The organism is Roseateles sp. GW821-FHT02E12, assembly GCF_059421665.1.
This window is the reverse complement of the sequence record NZ_JBWKVK010000001.1, coordinates 1,562,696-1,581,855: the sequence shown is the minus strand read 5'-3', so window position 1 is coordinate 1,581,855 and position 19,160 is coordinate 1,562,696. Positions and strand designations below refer to the sequence as shown.

The following is a 19,160-nucleotide window of genomic DNA, read 5'->3' as shown; positions in this document are numbered from 1 at the left end:
AGGCTTGGCCGTGCTCGCCGCGGCTGCCTCGTTCATGGCCGCGGCCGCCGTCGTGGCGCCGCCCGAGCCCGCGCTGCAGCAAGTGCAGCAGGCCTTGCCGGCGGGCGCTCGGGTCGACGTGGCCCTGGACGTTGGCGGCGATGGCAGCGGCCGCCTCGTCTTCAGCACGCTGCGCACCGATGCCGCGCTGGGCGCCATCGAGCTGCTCGACCCCCAGGGCCGCGCCGTCTGGCGCCGCACGCCCGCCGAGCTGGGCGCGGTCCCGCGCGCCCAGACCCCTCAGCCCGAGCTTGGCGATGCCATCCCCCTGCCGGAGGTGCTGCAGCCCAGGCCGGGCCGCTGGCAGCTGCGCCTGGAGCGCACAGGCCCGGTCGGATCGGCGGCCCGGCTGGCGTTGAGCTATCGCCTGCTGCCTCGCTACACGCTGGCCTTCTGGAGAGCGGGCGAGCATGCCGCCGCCGGCCAGCCGCTGCTGCTGACGCTCAGGCCCGCGGACATGGGCCGGCCGGTGCTGCAGCCCGCCTCGTTGGCGCTGCGCGTGCTGCCGTTGCAGCCAGGTGGTGTGGCCCTGGAACTGCAGGCGCGCCAGGACCTGACAGGCCCGACCGGTGCGCGCATCAGCACCGAGCCCGGTGCCTATTTCGCGCAATGGCGTCCACAGCTGCCGGGCGCCTACGAGATCCAGGCCACCTGGCAGCCCCCTGGCACCCCGGCGCCGCTGGTCGCCGTCCAGCGCGTGGACGTCGCCGCGGCCAACGGGCAGCTGCGCTTCACCGGCTTGAAAGCCGAAGGCCTGCCCGCCTGCGTGCGAGAACTGGTGCTGGGCTTCCAGGTGCAGCTGGACGCCACGCCCGCCGACGGGGCCGTGCACAGCCTGGCCGCACGCGTGGTCGGTGCCAGGCAAGCGCGGCAGGTCAGCGCCAGCGTGAAGCTGGAGGGTCGCAGCGGCGTGGTCGAACTGAGGCTCTCGCAAAGCACGCTGCAGGCACTGGGCTGGCCTGTACAGCGCATCGAATCGAGCCAGCTCACACGCTTCTCGCCCGACCTCAAGGTGCTGCTGACCGGCGATGCCGTGGAACTGGCCGCCCTGCTGCCGGCTGCCACGCTCTGCCCCTGAAACGCTGAAGCCGGAAACGACAAGGGCTGCCGAAGCAGCCCTTGCAGCACTCAAACGTCTGGACTTACTGGGCTGCCGAGGCCGCCGGAGCCGCCATCTTCGGCTCGTCGAACTTGGCGCCGCCGTTGTTGGCCATGTAGGCCACGGCACGCGAGATTTCGAAGTCGCTGAAATCGCCGCCGCCCTGCGGGCCCATGTTGCCCTTGCCCTTGAGTGCCGAATGCACCAGGGCGTCGAAGCCGCTCTTGATGCGCGGGCCCCAGGCCGCAGCGTCGCCGAGCTTGGGCGCGCCGGCGGCACCGGTGGCATGGCAGGCCGAGCACTGGGCCTGGAAGACCTGCTCGCCCGTCTTCATCGCAGCGGCGTCGTTCACGTCCTTGACCTCGACACGGCCAACCGGTGCGATACGAGCGGCGATGGCCTGGGCTTCAAAAGCGCCCGTGCCGGCGGCCGGCTTGGTGTCGGTGGTGACGTAGTTCGCCAGCATGATGATGACGATCACCGGCACCACGAAGGCAAACAACACGGCCCACGCAAGCTGCTTGGGGGTCTTGATCGGGCCGGTGTGGGCGTCGTCGTGGTCGTGGCTGGCGCTCATGGATTCCTCTTGTCGATCTCGGGACTGGTCATCTTGTTCATGCCGGACGCAGCGCGCGGCACGAAAAACCGGCGAATTATAGGCAGGCCCCGGCGCCCGCCCTGAGGTCGGGGACCCCGCTGCTAGAATGAGCGGCTTCGCGCCCGTAGCTCAATGGATAGAGTACTGCCCTCCGAAGGCAGGGGTTGTTGGTTCGATCCCAACCGGGCGCACCAGACGCTTCAAGCACTTGACTTCACGGTTAGGTGCTTTTTTGTTGGGCGGTACCGTAGAAGTACCGTGAACGCCCTCAAGAGCGCGCTCTGCGGCAGCCCACAGCGGCTCGCAAAAGCCGGGCACGCGATGCCTAGGGCACCAACCGCTTCAAGCCGGCCTTGCCCTCCTTCAAGGCAGCTTTGCGGAAGATGGACGGGTTCGCGAGCACGACTGCGTCCAGCATCGGGTCAGTCTGGTTGGGATCAATCTTGCGGCGAATGCGGTCATAGCTCAGGTACAGAAACCCGCGCTCTCGCTGATAGGCAAGGATTGAATCGACCAAGGGCTCTGTCTGGGCCGGCGCCGTGTCGGTTGCCGGCCGAACATCCTCTTGAGCGGTTGCTTCGGTCTCGATCTCTCGAATGCGCTCCACCAAGAGGTTCCACGGCAGCGCCCCCGGGACGGAGAAGTCGAAGTATTGAATCGGCTCAAGGCGCGGGTGCACCTTGCACGCCTCCAGCTTGAGCGGGATAGGGGTCTTGCCCTTTCCGAGTCCGTAGGCCCACTCGAACGTGACGTAGGCAGACTCGGTCGAGTCCTGACTGAGCGCGATGATGACCGCGATCGAGTCCGAGATTCCGCGCTCAATGGCTTCCCGCCACGCAGTGCCCGCGCGCAGCTGCCCTTGGTCTCGCCACAGCGAGATGCCGGCTTCGGCCAACTTGATCCCCAGAAGCTCAGCGAAGTGATGATCCTTCGTGGAGTAGCTGAGGAAGACGGTTGGCATGGCGATCTCCGCGGTACAGCGCGGCCACCATTGTCCAGCGAGCAAAGCATGTTGTCCGCCCGCCTGGCCCGCCCATGACCGCTGAAGCGATGGGCCTCCCTGGCCTCAGGGGGCCGAGCCTTGCAACAGGCCGTCCTTGAAGGCGACGAAGACGCCATTGGTCCAGCCGAACCCGTCCTGGGTCTCGTATTCGCCGCCGCCACCGGGGCGGTCTTCGGCGACGTCGTACTTCTCCAGCAGCCGGCCGGTGGCCAGGTAGACGCGATGCACGCTGGCGCACCAGCGCGTGGCAATCTCGCGGGCCAGGGCTGCGTGGCCGTAGCGCAGCAGGCCCTGGGAAGCCATCCATTGCAAGGGCGCCCAGCCGTTGGGCGCATCCCATTGCTGGCCTGTGTTGAGGGCTGTCGTCAGCAGGCCGTTGGCGCCGAGCAGATGCCGCTGCACCTGGGCGGCCATGGCGTCGGCCTGCGCCTGGGTGGCCAGGCCCAGGTAGAGCGGCACGAGGGCGGCGGCCGTCAGCGGGCGCGGATCGGCGGCCTGGCGCCAGTTGAGGTCGGCAAAGTGGCCGGCATCGGCGCGCCAGAAGCACGTCTGCAGCAACTGGCGGCGAGCCGCGGCGCGGGCCTCGAAGGCGCGGGCCGTGCCGGTGTCGCCGCTGCGCGCGGCGCCCAGCGCTATCGCCCCCTCCAGGCCGGCCAGCAGCGCGTTCAGGTCGACGGGCGCCAGCGCTGTCGTCTCGATCGTTGCGATGTCGGCCGGGTCAGCGCACCAGCGGCCGGAGAAGTCCCAGCCGCTTTCGGCGCCGGCGCGCAAGTCGCGCCAGACCTCGGTGGGCGTGCGACCCTTGGCTTCCTCCGCCGTCAACACGTCCTCGCGCCAGCTCTCCTCGCGCGGCGTGCAGCGGTCGTCCCAGTAGCGGTTCAGCAGCGCACCGTCGGCCGTGCGTACAACGCGGCGGTGGGCCTGGCCCGGTGCCAGCGTGGCCTCGCCGGCCATCCAGAAGGCGTGCTCGGTCTTCAAGGCCTGGAGATGGGCCGCGAAGCCGGCGGCGGGGTCGTCCGCATGCAGCAGCTCGACCATGCGGAAGAAGAACGGCGGCTGCGAGCGGCTCAGCATGTAGCTGCGGCTGCTGTTGGGGATGAAGCCGTGGGTTGCGATCAGGTGGGCGAAGTTGGCGAGCATGTGCTCGGCCAGGTCGCGCCGGCCATCGGCGACGAGGCCGAGCATCGTGAAGTAGCTGTCCCAGTAATACAGCTCGCGAAAGCGCCCGCCGGGCACCACGTAGGGGTGAGGCAGCGCCAGCAGGCTCTCGCCCTCCTGCGCCTGGGGGTGCGCGCGCACCAGCAGCGGCCACAGGGCCTGGATGTGTTCACGCAGCCCCAACCGAGGGCCGACCGAAGCGTCGTGGCCGGGCAGCACGAAGTGGGCGTGCACGAAGTCGACCAGCGAGAAGCCGGGCAGGCGGCGCTCGGCCTCGAAGCGCGCGCGGATCAGCGCGGGCGCCGTCTTGGGCCGCGCATCGACGAAGCTCTTGCCATCGCCAAAGACGCGCGTCATCTGCACGGCGATGAACAGCTCGCCGTACAGCTCGTGGGGCGTGGCCGCCGTGCCGTACTCGGCAGGTGCAATGGCGTGGATGGGCGCGGCGGCGAACAGGTCGCCGGGGCGCTGGGAAGAGGGAGTCATGACGCGAGATGCCGGCGCAGCCGGGTGAGCGAGATCGCCAGCGCCGCGACGGGCACCAGCAGCAGGCCGAAGGCGGTGGTGCCGTCGAAGGCGACGAAGAGGCGGCCGGTGACGAAGCTGCCCAGCGTGCCGCCCAGCGCCGAGAAGACGACGATGAGGCCGGTCATGGCCGCGTGCTGGCGCTGCGGCAGGGCGCTCAGCATGGCGGAGTTGATGGCCGGGTAGATGGGCGCGAGCAGCAGGCCGGTCAGCGGCAGCAGGTAGGCGGCGGGCGGGGCGTTGAGCCAGCCGACGTCACCCGTCAGCGGTTGAGCGCCGCGGGCCATCGGCAGCGCAACGAGGATCAGTGCCGCGATGCCGACCAAGCAGGCGATGACGACGGTGAACCAGCCCAGCCGCCCGATGACGGCCGCACTGGTCAGCCGGCCTAACGCCGTCGTCGCCGGCATGATGACGGCGAGCCCCACGCTCATGGCCGTGGGCAGGTGTAGCACCTCGTTGTTGAAGCTGGGCAGCCAGGTCGAGATGCCCTGCTCAATCAGCACGTAGAGGAAGGCCGACAGCAGGAAGACGACCACCAGCGCCAGCTTGAGCAGCGGCGCCATCGCCAGCAGGTCTTCACGCAGCGAGGTGTCGGGCGACTGGATGGGGCCTTCGTCCAGCGGACTGATGAGCAGCAGCACAAAGGCGCCCGCCGCCAGCGCGGCCAGCAGCGGGTAGACCTGCAACCAGCCTCGCCCTTCGGCGTGCGCGGCCTGGCTGAACAGCAGGAACCCGCCCAGCACGCCGACCATGAACAGGCCTTCGAGCAGGTTGGTAAAGCGCGCATGGCCGGCGCGGTCGTGCGTGACCAGGCCGATCATGGAATAGGCCGAGACCTTGACCAGCGCGAAGCCCGCACCCAGCGTGCAGAACAGCAGCTTGATGGCCCAGAAAGCCGACAGCACCGGCATGGCCAGGCAGGCCGCGCCGACGGCCGCGACAGCCAGCAGCATCGACCGTTTCAGGCCGAGGCGCGGCAGCAGCGAGGCGACGAGGAAGGACGTCAGCGCAATCGGCAAGTCCTTCCATGCGTCCAGCAGTGCGGCCTCGGCGCGTGGCACGCCGAGGGTCTGCACGACCAGCAGGTTGACCGCACCGACGCTGTTCAGCAGCGCGCCGAACAGCATGTAGGTCAGGATGATGGCGAGCCGGATGCGCAGGCCGCCGCTCGACAGGGGCACCGCCGGCAGGGATGTAGGTTGTGTCATGTCGAGAGGGGCTTTGAGTTCGGGCATCGCCATCTTGGCGCGTCAGAACTGGAAGCCGACGCTCAGCTCGTAGGCCCGGCCGAACAGCGGCCGCGCCAGGAACACGCCGTCCTGCCCCACGCCCTGGCCCGGCACGCGGAAGTTGCCTTCCGTCAGGCCGACCTTGTTGGTCAGGTTGGTGCCGGTCAGGCGCACCTCCAGGCCGTTGTCCATGGAGAACACGGCGCCCGCGTCGATGGTGCGATAGGCCGGCAGCTTGAGCGTGTTGGTCTGGTCGGCGAAGCGGTCACCGACATGGCTGAAGGTCGCGAAGGTACGCAGCTGGCCAAAGCCGGTTTGCGTCTGCCAGCTCGGCGTCAGGCGCGCCTGGAACTTCGGCGCGCGCTCCACGCGGTTGCCGGTGAACTGCTGGAAGTCCTTGTACTTGGCGTCCTGGAAGTTGCCGGTGGCGGCGACCTCGAAGCCATAGCCGGGGCGCAGCGCCAGCTCGAACTCGACGCCAGTGGCCTTGCTGTTGGGGCGCAGCACGACGTTGCCGGCGTTGGTGAACTGCTGGGTCTGCGAGTTGGTGAGCTTGTTGGCGTAGGCCGTCAAGAAGGCGCTGTACAGCTTGGTGGCGGTCTTCAGGCCGATCTCGTACTGCGTGATGTCCTCGACCGAGTCGCGGCTCTCGTTGGCGCCGCGGCCGCGCAGCACGTCGAAGTCGGGCAGGCGGTGGCCCTTGTTGACGCGCACGAAGGCGCTCAAGTCGCGGCTGAAGGCGTAGTTGGCGCCGCCGGTGAAGGAGCTGCGGCTGAGCTTGCTGTCGATCAGCGTGTTCGTGCCGTTGAAGTACGACAGGTTGTTGTTGTAGATCGTCGTCGGGTCGGCATCGAGGTCGCCGTTGCTGACGTTGGCGATGGTGCCCGTGATGCGCTGGGTTTCGCGGCGGGCGCCGAGGTCGATGCGCAGTTCCTTGCTCAGCTGCCACTCGTCGGCGACGAAGAAGGCGTGGGTGTTGCCGCTGTAGTTCGCGTCGAGGTTGAAGGAGAAAGGCGGCGAGACATAGCCGTTGCGCGAGGCCTTGACGCCGTTGTCCAGGGCCACGTCGATGAGGCGGGCGTGGGACTGCACCGTCATCAGCTGGGCCTGGCCCAGCGTCCAGACGTCGTGCGAGCTGTAGCCGGCCAGGTAGAGGCCGACGGTCAAGTTGTTGCCCGGCGCGATCTCGCGGGACAGGCGGGTTTCGTTGCTGGTCGAGCGCAGCGCCTTGTCCACGGCCCACATGCCGTTGACGATGACGGGCGTGCTGCCGGCGACCGTGCCACCACCGTTGGTGAAGGTGGCGGTGCCGGTCGTTGCGGCGCGGCCGGTGGCTGCGACGACGGCTGCATCGCCATTGGCGGCGGTGACCTGCGACGCGATGTAGCTGGACAGCGTCTGCGGGTTGGCGCCGGAGAACAGCGCGTAGGTCGGCGTGTCGCCTGTCGTGTGGCTGAGCTTGTTGGTCAGCGTCCAGTCGCCCAGCTTGGTGTCGAAGTTGGCGCCATAGGTCTGCACGTCGGCGCCGCGGCCGTCGGCCAGATCCTTGGTGACGGTGCTGCGCAGGATCTCGGGCTTGCCGTTGGGCAGGGTGCGGCCCGAGGCGCGGCCGGTTTCCAGCACGATGTTGCGCAGCTCGTTGCCGTAGAAATAGTCCTTGCTGGCGTCGAAGCCCGGGTAGCTGGACGCGCTCTTGCCGTCGGCCGAACCGACGACGGGGATGGCCGTGAAGAAGGCGTTGCGGTCGTGCAGCGCGCGGGCATAGAGCTGCAGGCTGCCGTTGTCGAGCTTGCGGCTCAGCACCACGCTGGCCTGGCCACCGTCGTCGGCGGGGAACTGCGTGTCGCGCACGCCCTGGCTCTGGCGCCAGAAGCCGCCGACCATGACGCTCCATTGGTCGCTCAGCTTGCCGGCGTAAACGCCGTCGACGCGCTTCAAGCTGCCGGTACCCGTCGTCACGCGCAGGCTGGCCTCGGGGTTGCGGCCGTCCTTCTGGATGAAGTTGACCGTCACGCCGGGCTGGCCGCTGCCGAAGATGGGGCTGGGGCCACCGCGCAGCACTTCCATGCGGTCGATGGTGTCGTCCAGGCGGAAGAGCTGCGAGTGCTCGAAGAAGCTCAGCGTGGGCAGGTGGTACAGCGGCGCGCCATTGAGCTGGAAGGTCGAGTAGGGGCCGTCGCCCGGCGTCGGGAAGCCCCGCACGCGGATGTTGGCGCCGGCCTGGCCGCCGGAGGTTTCGACGAACACACCGGGCACGGTCTTCAGGATGTCGGCCGTGCTGGTGGGCGCGGCCTGCTTGATCTGCTCTTCGGAAGCGGTCGTGATCGAGAAGCCGGCTTCGAGCTTGCGCACGCCTTCGCGGCGCGCCGTGCCAGTGACGACGACGGCTTCGAGCTCCTTCACTTCGGGGGACTTGTCGGCCGGCTTGGCGCCAGGGCTGGCCTCTTGGGCGAACGCGGCGCCGCACAGGGAGGCCGCGGCCAGGGCGATCAGCTGCAGGCGGAAGTTGCGCGAGAACGGGGCGCCGACGCGCGGCGTGGCATGGGGCTTGGGCATCTGTTGTCTCCGACGGTTGTTGTAGGTCCCGAAAGCCAGCGCGGCCGTCGCTACTTTCGATGGGTTGAACTTTGATGGCAAATGTTATCGATGTCATTTGGGTAAATACCGATGCAACAGGTGAGTGACATCGATGACATCGATTGCGGTTGAAATGACAGCGTTGGCGGGTGGCGGCGAGCGCGCTCAACAGGCGCGACGGGCGATGTCCGCCGCGCGGGGCATTGTTGAAGAGGCGGCAACCCGTCGCGAAGCGATGCGCCGGCGGTCATGCACAGGCGGCCATCTCCCGGCGCTGAATTAAGCTGCGGTCAGTTCCCCAGCCCTTCCTGGTTCCGCGAGCATGAGCGACAGCAAACCCGTCACGATGGAGCAGATCGCCGCTCTCGCCGGCGTCTCCACCATCACGGTCTCGCGCGCGCTGCGCGACAGCCCGTCGGTCACGCCCGCCACGCGCGAGCGCATCAAGACGCTGGCCGAGGCCGCCGGCTATCGCTTCAACCACCACGCCCGCAACCTGCGCCTGCGCCGCAGCCACATGGTGGCTGTCATGCTGGAAATGCAGCCCGATGCCGACCGGCCGATGACCGACGCCTACCCCCTGCAACTGCTGGGCGGCATCACGCAGGAGCTGACCTCGCGCGGCTACAGCGTGCTGCTGTCGGCCATGCAGAGCCCCGGCCAGGGCATGGCGGCATCAGCGGACGGCCTCATCCTGCTGGGCCAGGGCGCCAATGGTTCTGCCGTCAAGTCCGCGGCAGCGATGGGCCTGCCCATGGTGGTCTGGGGTGCCGAGCATGGCCGGGGCGCCGCCGTCGTCGTCGGCGGCGACAACGCCCACGGGGGCGCCTGTGCGGCCGAGCGCCTCATCGCCTTGGGCCGGCGCGAGCTGCTGTTCCTGGGCGACGTGCGCCACGCCGAGATCCGCGATCGCCAGCAGGGCTTCGTGAAGGCGTTGAAGGCATCCGACCTGAAGGCGCAGACGCTGACGCCCGCGGCCTTCACCTTCGGCGCAGGCTTCACGGCCGTGCAGGCGCATCTGGCCAAAGGTGGCAAGCTGCCCGACGGCCTGTTCGCCGCCAGCGATCTGCTGGCCATGGGCGCCGTGCGCGCCTTCACGGACGCGGGCCTGGCCGTGCCCGACAAGGTCTCCGTCATCGGCTACGACGACTCCCCCGCCGCGCAGAGCTTCGCACCGCCGCTGACCAGCGTGCGCCAGGACTGGCATCACGGCGGTGTGCTGCTCGCGCGCAAGGTGCTCGACCTGATCGGTGGCCAGGGCGCGGCCAGCGAGATCATGCCGACCGAGTTGGTGGTTCGCGGCACTTAAGGCCCTAGGCGCACCTTCAGCGGTCCCGCTCGGTGCTGAATTTCGTCAGGCTGCACCCGCTGCGCCGAAATCCTCAGCGAACGGCTTTCGTCAGGGTGTCAACGAATGCCACGCAGGCCTGACTCGCATCCGGCTGGCTGCGCCAGCGTTGCGCCAGCGCTCGCAGCGCCGAGCGCACCTCGCGGGGCATGGTGCCGTCCAGCGGGTCATCGGCCACGGCAGACAGGTGGTCGGCGTAGAGGCGGCGGGCATCGGTGTCGCAGTCCAGCAGTTCCATCACGGCGCTGGCCAGCGTCTGGAATTGCTCAGGCGACAGCTCGGGCGCCCCGCTGCCCTGCCCGCGCTGCGGCCACGCGGCCAGGCACAGGTACTCGATGGGGCCCAGGCTGCGCCGCTGCGCGCGCGGCTGGTGCGAGCCCCAGGCTGCGCGTGAACCGCTGGGCAGGCGCCCCTGGCTCAATGCCTCCGTCAATGTCTGCGCCACGGCAGCGCGCGCGGCGAATTCGCCCCGCAGGTTGACCTCCGCCAGCACGCGCAGGAACGCCGGGTAGAGCTGGTCGCCCAGGCCGACGCAGATGGTCTCCATCAGCGCCACGGCGCTCTCCTGCCGGGGGCCGAGGTCGAGGCAACCGCCGATCAGGGCCTGCGCGGCGTCGGCCCAGCGCGGCTGGGCCAGCAATTGGGGTTCAGCCTGCAATCAGGGCGCCGAGCACGCGGTCTGCGTGCTGCTGCACGGACAGGCCGCGCTGCTCCGCCGCCACGTCGGCCCGCAGCGTGGCGGCGCCGCCTGCACTCAGGCCATCCATCCACGCTGGGTCTCCGGCCCGCGCGGGCGCCGAGGGCGCGTCCAGCGGGCGCAGGGGTGTCGCTGAGAACAGCGAAGCGGAGGGTGGAAAGGGCGCGCCGATCATGGCTGTGGAGAAGAGGTTGAGATTGGAGAAGAGCTTATCGAAGGCGGGCGGCAAAGGCGACTACGGCTGCCCCTAATTCGGCAATCACAGGCCCCTTGACGCCGCAGGCTCAGCCGCCCTTGCAGCCGGAGAACGTCGCGCGGTCGGCGTTGAAGGATTCGAGGCGCCAGCCCTGCGGCGTCCACAGCGCCGTCATCGCATGCCCGGCGCTGACACGTGAATCGCCGCGGCGAGACAGCGGCGGCATGTCCAGGCGCGGGGTATCGGTGGCGCTCAGCAGCTTGCCGATATCGCTGCGGCCGTCGGTCGTCGGCACCGTGGCCAGGCAGGGTGCGGCGTTGCGGACGATGGACGCGGGCGCTTTCATGAGGTCGGGCCCTTCGATGAACTGGAGCTGCGGCAACGACAGGCGCTGCAACAGTTCGCCGTCGCGCCGCGACACGGCGTCGCGCAGCTGGCGCCAGAACTGCACGAAGGCGCCATCGCGGTCGACGCGGGACTCGCAGCCCTTGGCTTTGGGCGACAAGCTGGCCACAGCAGGCAGCGCCACGGTGCCGCAGCGTGCAGGGTTGAGGGCCAGTGTGTAGCCGTCGGTGCCGGTGCGCTTCACGATGGCGCGGTAGCGGGTGTTGCCTTCGACCTCGTCGGCCCATTCGAAACGCCAGGCGCCGTCGGGGGTGGCGCTGGGCGGCCCTTGCGTCTGCACGCCGCATTCATGCGTGCCGGACGTGGCGAAGATGCCCGCGCCCAGCGGCGTGCCGGCCGCGTCGTGGCTGACGTTGACGGTAAGCGCGTTGCTGGCGTGGCAGATGAGCTGCGTGGGCAGCGCGTCCTTCGTCACTTGCGCGTGGGCGCCGCCGGCGGCGAGCAGCGACACCAGCAGCAGGTCGCGCACGGCGGGCAGGGGAGGCATCGCGAAGGCCATCGGTTCGATCCAGGAAGCAGGCGGGCCAGTATCCCGGCCGCCGCTGCCGGTCATGTCACAAGAAGAAAGGTCACGGCGCGCGGCGCACGCCGACTGCGCTGGACAGGGAGCGGATGGACTCGGTCACGCCGTCCGGCTCGCCGGGGCCGTTGGACTGGTTGCCGCCGACGACCTTGACCCGGCCGTTCGACAACACCTCCTCGACGATGGCCACATGCCCCTGCGCAGGGTTGTTGCCGCGCGGGAAGACGATGACATCACCCGGCCGCACGTGGGCGGCGTCCTGGGGCACGGCCTGGCCCCAGTGCAGCCAGCTGCGCGCCGCGGCGCTGCCCGTGCCCTGCACGCCGGCGCGTTGCATGCTCCAGTTGACGAAGGAGGAGCACCAGGAGGTCTCGTCGTTGCTGGCCTTCAGCGTGGTGGCCTGGTGGTACTCGACGACGCGCGGGTTGTTGCGGCCGCCTCGGATCTCGTTCGTGCCGAGCTCGCCGCGGGCGATCTCCAGCCAGCGGGGGGCCTGGCCTTGCGCCGATGCGGCCGGTGCGGCGGGCGGGGCGGCAGCCGGTGCCGTGGCCAGCAGGCCCTGGCGCTGCAGTGCGGTCTCGACGGCGTTGGTGCGGCGCTGCTGGTCGGCGCGGATGACAGCCTGCACCTGCGCCTCGGTCGGCGTGCGGCCGAGCTGCTGGCGGGCGATGTTGACGAAGCCGCTGCCCGCCTGGCCCCCGTTGCTGAGATGAAAACGCTCACCGCTCGTGGCGTCGACATAGCTGTGCAGGCGCAGGTTGGTGATGTGCGCCGCGTCGATGGGTTGGCCGCGCAGCGTGGGGAGCTGGTTCAGGAAGCGCTGCGCCGCGCTGGGCGACTGGTTGTAGAGGTCGAGATAGGCAGAGGCCAGGCGTGCATCGCCCGGGTTCAGGCCGGCCTGGCGCGCGGCCGCCTCGTAGGCGGGCAGGCGGCCTTGCAGCGTCGCCAGCTGACGGCGGTCGGCATCGGCCGCGCTGGTGGCGGCGTGCTGATACGAGAACGAGCCGCGGTTGTGCGCGGCATTGCCCGGGTCGGTGTGGCCGCCGTAGGCCGCGGTGAAGCCGCCGTCCGGCCGGCGCGTGCCTTCCGCATTGCCGATGACGATGGCCGCGGGGGCGTTGGAGCCGAGCGCCGGATCGGTGAAATGGCGCAGGTCCAACGCGGCGGTGGTGGCGGTGCGCGCGGCCTGGGCCTCGTTCACGCGGCCGCGGTTCTGGTCTGCCAGCAGTTCGCCGCCCGCGCCGCGCTGCAGGTTGACGTCGGGCACGGCCCGGTCGAAGGCGTGTGCCAGCGCCGTCATCACGTAGTTGCCGATGGCCACCGCGGTGTCGTAGGCCGCCTTCTGGTACGCCGGGTTGAGCGTGTACAGCGGCAACACCTTGTCGATCGTGTCTTTCAGCCCGCTGGCCGCCGGCTGCGCCGGCGCCGCGCCGTGCTGAGGGAGGCGCAGTGAGTCGCCCACGTGGATGACGTCGGGGTTGTGCACCTGCGGGTTGGCGGCCAGCAGGGACTTCAGCGTCAGGCCATGGTCGGCGGCGATGTGCCGCAGGTCGTCGCCCGACCGCACCGTGTAGCGCGCGCCGGCGCCGGGTTCGGGCAGGTTCAGCCGCGTGCCAGGGTAGATGACGTCGGGGTTGCGAACCTGCGGGTTGGCGGCCAGCATCGCGTCCAGCGATACGCCGTGGTCCGCGGCGATGCGGTGCAGGCTGTCGCCGTGCTGCACCTCGTAGCCGTCGCCAGCGGGCGGGGAATCGTGCAGGCTGGCTGCGGCAGGCGTGGTTCGGGAGACGGTGGTCATGGCATGCCCTGTGCGGTGGGTCTAACGGTCAGGCCATTTCAGGGCACTGGCGCCGCACGGGCAATTGCGGGCGCTGCTATTTCGGAACGTACGGCCGGCGGCAGCGCTAGGGTTGGCCGCAGCCTGCCGCCGCTTCATCCGAACAGCTTCGTCATCAGGTCGTGCACGACGCTCGGCCGGGCCAGCAACTCGGTGTTCATCAGCGCCACCAGGCTGCCCAGCTGCAGCAGCAGCACCAGGTGTCCCACCACGGCCTTGATGGACATGGACAGGCTGAACACGTTGAGCTGCTGCGCGTAGCGGTTGATGAGCCCCAGCACACCGTCCACCAGGTACAGCAGCACCAGCGAGGGCGCGGCCACCATCAGCGCCAGGCGCAGCATGCGGCCGAACTCCATCTCGAATGCGACCGCGCCGGCCGGCAGCAGGTGCCAGGTGCCGTGGATGGGCCACATCGCGAAGCTGTCCATCAGCGTGGCGGCAAACAGCATGAAGCCGCCCGAGGCCATGAACACCCAGCTCGCCAGCCGCGCCAGGAAGGCACCGGTCAGCGACGTCTGGTGGCCGGACAGCGGGTCCAGCACCTGGGCCTGTCCCGAGCCCACCTTGGTGTCGATCAGCTGGCCCGCCATCTCGAACGACCACATCAGCCCCGCAAACAGGAAGCCCAGCGCCGCCCCCAGCAGGGCCTCGCGGCCGTACAGCACGCCCCACTGCCAGCCACTGAGCTGCAAGGGCTGGGCGTTCTGCACCAGCAGGCCCAGCAGCCCGAGCGCCAGGAACAGCGAGTTGCGGATCAGCGCGGGGATCAGGTCCTGCGTGAACAGCGGCACCAGCAGGAAGGCCACCGCCACCCGCATGGTGGACAAGCCCAGCAGCAGTGCGGCATCGGTCGGGTGGCCGATCCAGAACTCCAGCATCAGCGTTGGATCTTGACGAGGCCGGGGAACTCGCTGAACACCCTGTCGCCCAGGCGGTACAGGCTGCCGCCCAGCAGCGACGCGGTGATGAAGATGGTGACCACGATGGCGAAGAACTTGGCCACGTACTGCACCGTCTGCTCCTGCAGCTGCGTGGCCGCCTGCACAAAGGCGATCAGCAGCCCCACGATGGCCGCCACGAGGATGGGCGGTGCCGACAGCAGCAGCACCAGCCACAAGGCCTGCTGCGTGAGCTGGATGACTTCACTGTTCATATCTGGTACGTCAGGACGAGGCCGTGCGTGAGCTTGACCCAGCCGTCGATCAGCACGAACAGCAGCAGCTTGAAGGGCAGCGACACCGTCGTGGGCGACAGCATCTGCATGCCCATGGCCATCAGGATGTTGGAGATGACGAGGTCGATGACGAGGAAGGGCAGGAAGATCAGGAAGCCGATCTCGAAAGCCACCGTCAGCTCGCTGACCGTGAAGGCCGGCACGACGACCAGAAAATCGCGTTCGCTCAGTTCCTTGGCCTGCTCGGGCTTGAGGCTGCGCTGCGCGGTCTTCAGGAAGAAGGCCCGTTCCAGCGGCCGGCTGTGCTGGATCAGGAACTCGCGCAGCGGCTCCTTGGCCACGTCGGCCGCGGCCAGCATCTGGCTGGTCGACGCCGAGGACGCCTTGGCCGTGGCGGCGGGCATGGCACCGAGCTTGTCCTGCATCTCCACCCCCACCGGGTACATGACGTAGACGCTGAGGATCAGCGCCAGGCCGTTCATGACCACGTTGGGCGGCACCTGCTGCAGGCCCATCGCGTTGCGCAGCAGGCTGAGCACGACGACGAGCTTGGTGAAGGACGTGACCATCACCGCCACGAACGGCGCCATGGCCAGCAGGATGACGGTGATGAGCGCCGAGGCGGGCGTGAAGGAACTGAGGTCCATGGATCAGGTGGTTTCGATTCGGAAGGCCTGGCCCGTGCCCCACGGCACCAGGCGGCCACGGGCGCGCACCACGTCCGGCCGTGTGGCCTCGATGAGCTGGCATGGCGCGGGCACGGCAGGCACCGGCCCGCGCCAGCCCATCACCAGGTCCACCGGCAGCGGCTGCTCCCAGCGCGACACGAGCTGCCACGGTGATTCGCCCGCGGCAGACTCGCCGCGGGCGCGCACCTGCTGGCCGGCGGCGTCGTCCAGCAGCAGCAGGCCGCCGGGCTCCAGTGCCGCCAGTTCATCGTCGGCCAGGCTCCAGCGCGCCAGCACGCACTCGGCGGCCGCAGGTTGCCACTGCAGGCCGGGCAGGTCGGGCGCCTCGGCCAGCGCACGCAACGCGGGCCACGGCAGCGACAGCCGCGCCTCGGCATCGGCGTTGCGCCACCGCGCCTGCGCGCCAACCGCCGGCGTGGCTTGCGCAACCCACTGCCAGGGCGCATCGGCCACCAGGCCCGCCACGCCAAGCCCGGCCAGCGCATCCAGCAGCTCGCCCGCCAGGTCGAGCACGACGGCGGCTTCGGCGGCGCAGGGCAGCTCGCCATGCGCCAAGCCTGCCGCACTGACGCACAGGCCGACCGGTCCCGACACGAAATGCCAGGCCTGCGCCTGGTTGAGCGGTTGAGGGAACGAACTCATGGTGCTCCGCTCACGCCCGGCGGCTGACCATCATGCGGGTCACCTCGGTGACGGAGCGGGCCTTCATCTTGCGCATGCCGCGCGAGCGGTACAGCTCCACGCTCTTCAGCGACAGCTTGATCTCGTCGGCGATGTTCTTGTTCATCATGCCCTTGACCACCAGCGACAGCACCTGGCGCTCGCGCGGCGACAGCGTCTGCGAGCGGCGCTCGAACTCTTCGCGCGAGCCTTCCACCTCGGCGTCGATGCCGGTGTCCATGTCGGTGGGCGCAAAGGCGCGGTCCAGCGCGGCGCTGAGCGCCACATCGTCCAGCGGTTTTTCCAGCAGCGACACGGCACCGCGCTTTTGCATCGCGGCCACCGCCAGCGGCACGTCGGCGTGGCCACTCATGTAGATCACCGGCAGGTGGATGCCGCGCTCGCGCAGCGCGTCGTGCAGGTCCAGCCCCGACAGCTCGGGCATGCGCACGTCCAGCATCAGGCAGGTGGACTCGGGCCAAGTGGTGCCCACGGCCACGCGGGCCAGCGACTGCAGCGCGTCGCGCGGATCGCCCCAGTCGCGCACCTGGCAGCCAAAGCCTTCGAGCCAGAAGCGCAGGGAGTCACGGAACTCGTGGTTGTCGTCCACGACGTAGATCTGGCGAGGGGTCATCGCGTTGTCTCCAAGGTGGGTTGCGAAGTTGTCTGGGTTGCGGCAGCCATGACCGGCAGCGCGAAGTGAAAGCAGCAGCCCCCGGCCTCACGGCGCGTGAACCAGAGGCGGCCCTGGTGCATCTCGATCAGCGAGCGGCAGATGGACAGGCCCAGGCCCATGCCGTTGGGCTTGGTGGAGCTGAAGGGAAGGAAAAGGCGGGCCTCGGTCTGCGGCGTGATGCCGGGGCCGTTGTCGCCCACGCGCAGTTCCGCGCGGCCGCCTTCCACGCGCAGCTCGATGTCGATCAGCGGGTCGGCGGGGCGATCCAGCCGCAGCGCGTCCAGCGCATTGCGCAGCAGGTTGATGAGCACCTGCTGCAGCATCACCGCGTCGCCCTGCACATGCACCGCCGGCCCTGGCAGCGCCAGCGTCAGCTGCACCGCCTCGCGCTGCAGGTCCCAGTCGAGCAGGGCCAGGCTCTGGTGCACCAGCGCGACGAGATCCACCCGCTCGGTCTTGGGCTGGCGAGACTGCGTGTACTCGCGCACCCGGCCGATGATCTGGCTGGCGTAGGTGACCTGCTGCACGGCCTTGTCGAGCGCGGCGAGTTCGTCGGTGCTGTCGGGGTGGCGGCGCGCCAGGCGCAGCTTCAGGCCGCGCAGCAGGTTGGCCGTGGCGCCGATGGGCTGGTTCAGCTCGTGCGCCAGCACGCTGCCCATCTCGCTGACGGTCAGCGAGCGCGACGTGAACAGCAGGCCTTCGCGGTCGTCGAGCTGGCGCTGCAGGTGGTGCAGCCGCTCGCGCTCGTCGGCCAGGCGCAGCAGCACGTGGCGCGCGTCCAGTGCCACGCGTTGCGCCACGTACTCGCCGCTGACGCCGCAGCGCGTGCGCACGCCCAGTGGCGCCGCCAGCGCACTGGCCAGGCCATGCAGCGGCTCGGCCCAGGCCTCGGCCAGGCCGCCGGGCTCGCCGGGCAGCAGCGCCAGCATCGGCGCATTCAGCGCGACGAGGAAGTCGCCGTCCAGGATGGCCAGCGCCTCGTCGAGGTCGCCCAGGGCGTGGAGCAAGTCGGCATCGACGCGGTTCATGAGTAAGCCTCCTGCGGCCACAGGGGTTGGTTGCACAGCAGCCAGGGCAGCGACGGCCGAGCGGCCAGCAGCGCGCGCAGGCTGGGGCTGGCGGCGGCTTGCACCAGCACGTCGGCCCATTGCGCGATGCCGGGGGCGACGTCGTCCAGGCGCAGCTCGCAGCTCACTTGCCCGGGTGCCAGACGGGCTGTGCCGGCCAGGTCGCGCAACGTGCGCGGGCGGCCTTGCGGGCCCAGTGCCAGGCGCACGGCCCACCAGCGCTCGGCCACGGCCGGGCGGGCACTGCGCCAGCGCGCGGGCCAGCGGCGCGATTGCCAGGTGGCGGCGTCGCGCGTGACCTGCAGGCTGGCCAGGCCGGCGGGGCTGGCCAGCAGCACGGGCAGGCCCAGGCGCCAGGCCTGCAAGGCGGGGCGCAACGCAGCGGCGGAGACGGGCGCCGTGGCGGCCTCGCGCAGGTGGACGAGCAGCGCCTGCGCCCAGGGCGGCACGGCCTCCGAAGTCATGGCTTCGAGCACGGACATGGGCAGTGCGTCGCCCTGCGCGTCGTCGCCACCTTTGTTGTCGTGGCCTGCGTCGTCGAACAGCGCACGCCAGCTCGATGCGTCCTGCACGCGCCAGCGCAGCTCGGGGCCATGCTGCAGCGTCAGCGGGGTCATCAGCACGGGCGCCATCGGCAGCACCGCCGCATTCGCCTCCACGAAGCGCGTGGGGGCCATCGGCGTGTCGCCCAACAGCCCGGAGTGCAGCGGCGACGGCGTGGCCCCCTGGGGCTTGTCTGGCGACGCCACCGCGGTGGGCATGGAGTTCACCGTTGGCGCATCGGGCGCAGCCTGCGCTTCAGCGACGGCGGCCGTCGCGGGCGGCACTTCATGGGCTTGATGTGCCTGATTCAGCGAGCTCAGCGGCTGGGACATTTCCGTCACTGGCGCCTGCGGGTGCGGCTGGGCAGCCTCCAGCTCGGCACTGCTCACCGCTTCAGCCTCGCCCAGCGACGCCTGCATCAAGGCCTGCCACGCTTCCCAGGTCTCGGCCGGAGACAGCGCCTGGATGGCGGTGATGCCGCTCATGAGTCCACCTCATCCGCCGGGCGGGCGCGTTTGTGGCCGCGTGCGGCATCGCGCACGCGCGGCCGCAGCACGTCGTGGCCGGCGTCGCGCAAGCGCTTGTCGAGGTCGCTCAGCTGCTGCCGCGCCTGGGCCTGCGCCACCGCCGGCACGCGCAGCTCCAGGGTCAGCGGCGCCAGCGGCTGGGCCTGTTCGACGTGCAGTTGCCAGGCCGGCCCGGCCGCAGCGGGCAGTTCCACCTGCCACGTGCGCGCCGTCGCCAGGAATGCCGGGTTGGGCTCGGCAAGCTGGCGAAGCGCGTCCACCCGTTCCGTGGTGACCGTGGCCGGCGCCATGGCACGGACTTCCGCGACCTCCGGCACCGCATCGCGCGGGGCGCCCGCAGCGAGCGGCAACGCGACCGGCTGCGGCTCGGCCACCGGCGGCTCGTCGTCCTGCGCGCGGCGCCGCTGATAGGCGCTGCGCCAGGCGGGCTCGCCGGCATCGCCAGGCGCGGACCGTGCGCGCGGCGCCAGCTCGTCGCCCGTTTCCAGCGACAGCGACAGTGCTTGCAACGACACGACGGCACCGCCGCGCAGCGGCAGCGCAGTCAGTGCGACCAAAGAGGGATGGATGGGCAGCAGCTTCAT

At 70.0% G+C, this 19,160-nt stretch carries 19 protein-coding genes and 1 tRNA gene; 3 read left to right on the top strand and 17 right to left on the bottom strand.

Annotation, left to right across the window (positions count from 1 at the left end; translation table 11 throughout):
• Positions 1-10 precede the first annotated feature (10 nt).
• Complete coding sequence (locus tag AC07V5_RS07580) at positions 11-1,117, top strand: hypothetical protein (protein ID WP_495115026.1); 1,107 nt, start codon at positions 11-13, stop codon at positions 1,115-1,117.
• Positions 1,118-1,181: 64 nt separating this feature from the next.
• Here AC07V5_RS07580 and AC07V5_RS07575 read toward each other — a convergent pair whose 3' ends face one another.
• Entirely contained in the window at positions 1,182-1,715 is a 534-nt protein-coding gene (locus AC07V5_RS07575) for a c-type cytochrome (RefSeq protein WP_495115025.1), read from the bottom strand.
• A 139-nt stretch (positions 1,716-1,854) separates the two neighbouring features.
• Between AC07V5_RS07575 and AC07V5_RS07570 the strand changes: the two genes are divergently transcribed.
• Positions 1,855-1,930, top strand: a tRNA-Arg gene (locus AC07V5_RS07570).
• Positions 1,931-2,061: 131 nt separating this feature from the next.
• Here the strand turns inward: AC07V5_RS07570 and AC07V5_RS07565 are convergent.
• From AC07V5_RS07565 to AC07V5_RS07550, 4 genes are all read right to left on the bottom strand, one after another.
• Positions 2,062-2,697: a toll/interleukin-1 receptor domain-containing protein gene (locus AC07V5_RS07565; RefSeq protein ID WP_495115024.1), complete on the bottom strand. Its 636-nt coding sequence runs from the start codon at positions 2,695-2,697 to the stop codon at positions 2,062-2,064.
• A gap of 105 nt (positions 2,698-2,802) precedes the next feature.
• The gene (gene treF, locus AC07V5_RS07560; RefSeq protein ID WP_495115023.1) at positions 2,803-4,383 is read right to left on the bottom strand and encodes an alpha,alpha-trehalase TreF; all 1,581 of its coding nucleotides are present in this window, start codon (positions 4,381-4,383) and stop codon (positions 2,803-2,805) included.
• The gene (locus AC07V5_RS07555; RefSeq protein WP_495115022.1) at positions 4,380-5,633 is read right to left on the bottom strand and encodes an MFS transporter; all 1,254 of its coding nucleotides are present in this window, start codon (positions 5,631-5,633) and stop codon (positions 4,380-4,382) included. The genes treF and AC07V5_RS07555 overlap by 4 nt, the downstream gene beginning before the upstream one ends.
• 42 nt (positions 5,634-5,675) lie before the next feature.
• Positions 5,676-8,210: a TonB-dependent receptor gene (locus AC07V5_RS07550; protein WP_495115021.1), complete on the bottom strand. Its 2,535-nt coding sequence runs from the start codon at positions 8,208-8,210 to the stop codon at positions 5,676-5,678.
• 343 nt (positions 8,211-8,553) lie between these two features.
• On the opposite strand from AC07V5_RS07550, the gene AC07V5_RS07545 reads away from it, so the two are divergent.
• Positions 8,554-9,540, top strand: a complete 987-nt coding sequence (locus AC07V5_RS07545) for a substrate-binding domain-containing protein (RefSeq protein WP_495115020.1) — start codon at positions 8,554-8,556, stop codon at positions 9,538-9,540.
• A 73-nt stretch (positions 9,541-9,613) separates the two neighbouring features.
• Here the strand turns inward: AC07V5_RS07545 and AC07V5_RS07540 are convergent, their stop codons facing one another.
• The 12 genes from AC07V5_RS07540 to AC07V5_RS07485 all read right to left on the bottom strand — a co-directional run bounded on the left by AC07V5_RS07540 (position 9,614) and on the right by AC07V5_RS07485 (position 19,160).
• Positions 9,614-10,237, bottom strand: coding sequence for a hypothetical protein (locus tag AC07V5_RS07540; RefSeq protein ID WP_495115019.1), 624 nt, complete (start codon positions 10,235-10,237; stop codon positions 9,614-9,616).
• Complete coding sequence (locus tag AC07V5_RS07535) at positions 10,227-10,451, bottom strand: hypothetical protein (RefSeq protein WP_495115018.1); 225 nt, start codon at positions 10,449-10,451, stop codon at positions 10,227-10,229. The genes AC07V5_RS07540 and AC07V5_RS07535 overlap by 11 nt, the downstream gene beginning before the upstream one ends.
• Positions 10,452-10,560: 109 nt before the next feature.
• On the bottom strand, positions 10,561-11,376 hold the full coding sequence (locus tag AC07V5_RS07530; protein WP_495115017.1) for a hypothetical protein: 816 nt from the start codon (positions 11,374-11,376) through the stop codon (positions 10,561-10,563).
• Positions 11,377-11,446: 70 nt separating this feature from the next.
• A complete protein-coding gene (locus AC07V5_RS07525; protein WP_495115016.1) occupies positions 11,447-13,198 on the bottom strand; it encodes a TIGR02594 family protein in 1,752 nt (583 codons plus the stop codon).
• A gap of 134 nt (positions 13,199-13,332) precedes the next feature.
• Positions 13,333-14,118 (bottom strand): type III secretion system export apparatus subunit SctT, encoded by a 786-nt coding sequence (sctT, locus tag AC07V5_RS07520; RefSeq protein WP_495115015.1) that lies wholly within the window; start codon positions 14,116-14,118, stop codon positions 13,333-13,335.
• Entirely contained in the window at positions 14,118-14,393 is a 276-nt protein-coding gene (gene sctS / locus AC07V5_RS07515) for a type III secretion system export apparatus subunit SctS (RefSeq protein ID WP_495115014.1), read from the bottom strand. The genes sctT and sctS overlap by 1 nt, the downstream gene beginning before the upstream one ends.
• Positions 14,390-15,061, bottom strand: coding sequence for a type III secretion system export apparatus subunit SctR (gene sctR, locus AC07V5_RS07510; protein WP_495115013.1), 672 nt, complete (start codon positions 15,059-15,061; stop codon positions 14,390-14,392). The genes sctS and sctR overlap by 4 nt, the downstream gene beginning before the upstream one ends.
• Positions 15,062-15,064: 3 nt before the next feature.
• Positions 15,065-15,745 (bottom strand): hypothetical protein, encoded by a 681-nt coding sequence (locus AC07V5_RS07505; RefSeq protein ID WP_495115012.1) that lies wholly within the window; start codon positions 15,743-15,745, stop codon positions 15,065-15,067.
• Between the two features lie 10 nt (positions 15,746-15,755).
• Entirely contained in the window at positions 15,756-16,397 is a 642-nt protein-coding gene (locus tag AC07V5_RS07500; protein WP_495115011.1) for a response regulator transcription factor, read from the bottom strand.
• Complete coding sequence (locus AC07V5_RS07495) at positions 16,394-17,467, bottom strand: sensor histidine kinase (protein ID WP_495115010.1); 1,074 nt, start codon at positions 17,465-17,467, stop codon at positions 16,394-16,396. The genes AC07V5_RS07500 and AC07V5_RS07495 overlap by 4 nt, the downstream gene beginning before the upstream one ends.
• Positions 17,464-18,534 (bottom strand): hypothetical protein, encoded by a 1,071-nt coding sequence (locus AC07V5_RS07490; protein WP_495115009.1) that lies wholly within the window; start codon positions 18,532-18,534, stop codon positions 17,464-17,466. The genes AC07V5_RS07495 and AC07V5_RS07490 overlap by 4 nt, the downstream gene beginning before the upstream one ends.
• Positions 18,531-19,160, bottom strand: a complete 630-nt coding sequence (locus tag AC07V5_RS07485) for a hypothetical protein (protein ID WP_495115008.1) — start codon at positions 19,158-19,160, stop codon at positions 18,531-18,533. The genes AC07V5_RS07490 and AC07V5_RS07485 overlap by 4 nt, the downstream gene beginning before the upstream one ends.